This window comes from Deferrisoma sp., assembly GCF_054681715.1.
On the sequence record NZ_BAAHFQ010000243.1, the window covers coordinates 1 to 3,191 of the forward strand.

The window sequence follows — 3,191 nt, forward strand, 5'->3', positions numbered from 1 at the left end:
TCCTCGCCGTTGTGGATCTTCCGCCACAGGGCCGCGAGCCGCTCGAGCTTTCGCATGACCTTCCCGTTCACGGTGCCGTCGGGGTACGTGCCGTAGGGGGTCAGTTCCCCGGCCGGTAGGCCCGTGAGGAGCTCGAGGCCCTCGTCCACGGTCTCGATGGGGTAGATGTGGAACCGGCCCCGTTCCACGGCCTCCACCACCTCGGGGTCGAGCATCAGGTGGGGCACGTTGGCCTTGGGGATGATGACCCCCTGGGTGCCGGTGAGGCCCTTGACCTTGCAGGTCCGGTAGAACCCCTCGATCTTCTCGTTGATGCCGCCCACGGCCTGGATCTGGCCCTGCTGGCTCACCGAGCCGGTCACGGCCAGGTCCTGGCGCAGCGGGATCTCGGCCAGGGCCGAGATGAGCGCAAACAGCTCGGCGGAGCTTGCGCTGTCGCCGTCCACCCCGGCGTAGGACTGCTCGAAACACAGGCTCGCCGCGAACGAGATCGGGAACCGCCGGGCGTAGCGCGACCCGAAAAAGCCCTGGAGGATCAGGACCCCCTTGTTGTGGATGCGGCCCCCCAGTTCACTTTCGCGCTCTATGTTCACGAGACCCTCCCGGCCCAGGAAGATCTTGGCCGTGACCCGCGAGGGTTTCCCGAACGAGTAGTCGCCCAGGTCGTACACGGAAAGCCCGTTCACCTGGCCCACGGCCGTGCCCCGGGTGTCCACGATCAGGGTGCCCTCGGCGATGAGCCGACCGATCCACTCCTCCAGGTAGTTCGAGCGGTACACCTTTTCCCGAATCGCCCGGTCCACGTGCTCGGCGCCCACGGCCTCGGCGCCGTCCTTGCGCGCCCAGTGGTGGGCCTCGCGCACGAGGTCGGTGATCTCCAGGTAATGGGTGGCCATGCGGGACTGGTGCTCGGCCAGCCGAAGCCCGTGCTCGGCCACCCGGGCCACGGCCTCCCGGCGAAACGGCAGGAGCCCCTCCTCGTTGGCGTGGCTCGCCACCAGGAAGGCGTAGGCCATCAGGTTGTCCTCGTTGAGCTCCATGTCCTCGCTGAACTCGCCCTTGACCTTGAAGAGCTTGAGGAAGTCCTCGTCGTAGCGCTGGAGCAGGTAATAGATCCAGGGGGTACCCAGGAGTACCACCTTGAGCCGGGCCGGGATGGGCTCGGGCTTCAGGGTGGTGGTGGAGATGAGCCGAAACTGCTCCCCGATCTCCTCGATCCGGATCCGGCCGTCCTTGAGCACCCGCTTGAGGGCGTCGTAGGCGAAGGGGTTGAGGAGCACGTCGCGCACGTCGAGCACGAGGTAGCCGCCGTTCGCCCGGTGGAACGCCCCGGCCTTGATCAGGGTGAAGTCGGTGACGAAGGCCCCGAGTTGCACGTAGTGCTCGATGCGGCCAACCAGATTGTGATACGTCGGGTTCGACTCGTACACCACCGGGGCGTGCTCGAGGTCCCGGTTGTTCACGAGCACGTTGACCTGGTAGCGCTTCACCCGGGCCTCGATGCCGGGCGCCCGAAACGGGAACGGGAGCCCCCCTCCCTCCTGCCCGCCGGAGCGAAACTCGTCGAGGTTCTCCACCACGTCGGCCTCCACGGCCTTGAGGTGCTCCACCACCCCGGTGTGAGCCTTGTATTTCTCGAGCAGCGCCTCGATCTCGTGGCCCACGGCCGCAAGCGCCACCCGCTTCTCCAACGCCTCCAGATCGGCCTTGGCCCTGCGGTCGATCTCTTTCACCCGCTCCACCGTCTCCCGGAGCTTCGCCTGGAGCACCTCCCGGGCTTCGCGTACCGCCCGCTGTTCCTCCTCGGGAAGCCGCTCGAAGTCCTCCTGGCTCACGGGGGAGCCCTCGTGGGTGTAGACGAGGGCAAGCCCCTCGGCGCTTCGCTGCACCAGGAAGCCGCGTTCGTTGGCCACCGCCTCGAGTTCCCGGAAGGCTTTGGCCTTCTCCTCTTGGGCACGCTTGGCGATGGCCGCCTTCTCCTTCTCGTAGGCCTCGCCCCCCAGGGCCTTCGGGATCTCGGTCCGAAGCGCCTGGACCAGCCGCTCCATGTCGGCGCGGAATTCCTCGCCCATGCCGGCCGGGAGCTCGATGGCCCGGGGTTTTTCCTCGTCGGCGAAGTTGTACACGTACACCCAGTCGCCGGGCGCCGGGCGGGCCCGGGCCACCTCCTCCACCAGGGCGAGGGCGGTCGTCCGTTTGCCGGCGCCGGGCGGGCCCAGCACGAAGATGTTGTACCCGGGGCTTTCCATCTCGAGCCCGAACTCGAGGGCCCGCACGGCGCGCTCCTGGCCCAGGGGTCGCCGGCGGGGCGGAAGCTCGGCCGTGGTCTCGAAGGGCAGTTGCGAAGGGTCGATTCGGCGACGCAGGGCCGCCGGCGTCAGCGGGTTCACCATGGGAAGGTCTCCGGAAAAGCCGTGAATCGTAAATCGTAAATCGTGAACGGTACCGTTGCGTTATGGCGTCGGGATCGGGGAGGGGTCCGCGCCGAATCGGCGCTAAGCGAGACTCTCGGATTCCCCTCCTCGGATGGACCGACGGACCGGCGGGTGGCCGGGGGTTCCCATCAGGGGCTCGGGGTACCCTCCCGGCCGGCCCGGAGCCGGCGAAGCAGGGCTTCCAGGTCCCGGGGCAGGACGCTCTCGAACCGGAGGGGTTTCCCCGTAACGGGATGGGCGAACCCGAGCTTCCAGGCGTGGAGGGCTTGGCGCCCGAGGCGGGTTCGGCCCTCCTCCTCCCAGGCGTAGTGGCGGTCGCCCACGAGCGGGTGGCCGGCGGCCCGGAACTGGACCCGGATCTGATTCTTGAGCCCGGTCTCGAGCCGGACCTCCACCAGGGTGGCGTCGGCGAACCGCTCGAGCACCCGGTAGTGGGTCACGGCCAACGTTCCACCCCGCTCGACCACGCGCTGCCGGAACCCGTCGCGGGTGAGCTCAAGCCGGTGGCGCAAGGTGCCGGCGTCGTCCTCGAGCCGGCCCCGGACCACGGCCAGGTACACCCGCTCCGGGCTGTGGGCCCGGAACTGGGCCACGAGCCCCTCCCAGGCCCGGCGGCCCTTGGCGAACACCACGAGCCCCGTCGTGTACCGGTCGATCCGGTGGGCGGCCCGGGCGGTTCGCTTTTGGGATTCCAGGTACCGGTTCAGGAGGTCCTGGAGGTTCCGGGCCCGGGTTCCGGGCACCGGCACCGTCAGA

2 protein-coding genes are annotated in these 3,191 nt (G+C 68.8%); both read right to left on the bottom strand.

The genetic code is table 11. The annotated features are described in order from the left end of the window. Positions 1-2,393 (bottom strand): Lon protease family protein (locus ACY0I8_RS17245; protein ID WP_461395734.1); only part of this gene is annotated, 2,393 nt, incomplete at its 3' end. Positions 2,394-2,563: 170 nt separating this feature from the next. Next, positions 2,564-3,191 (bottom strand): RluA family pseudouridine synthase (locus ACY0I8_RS17250; RefSeq protein ID WP_461395735.1); only part of this gene is annotated, 628 nt, incomplete at its 5' end.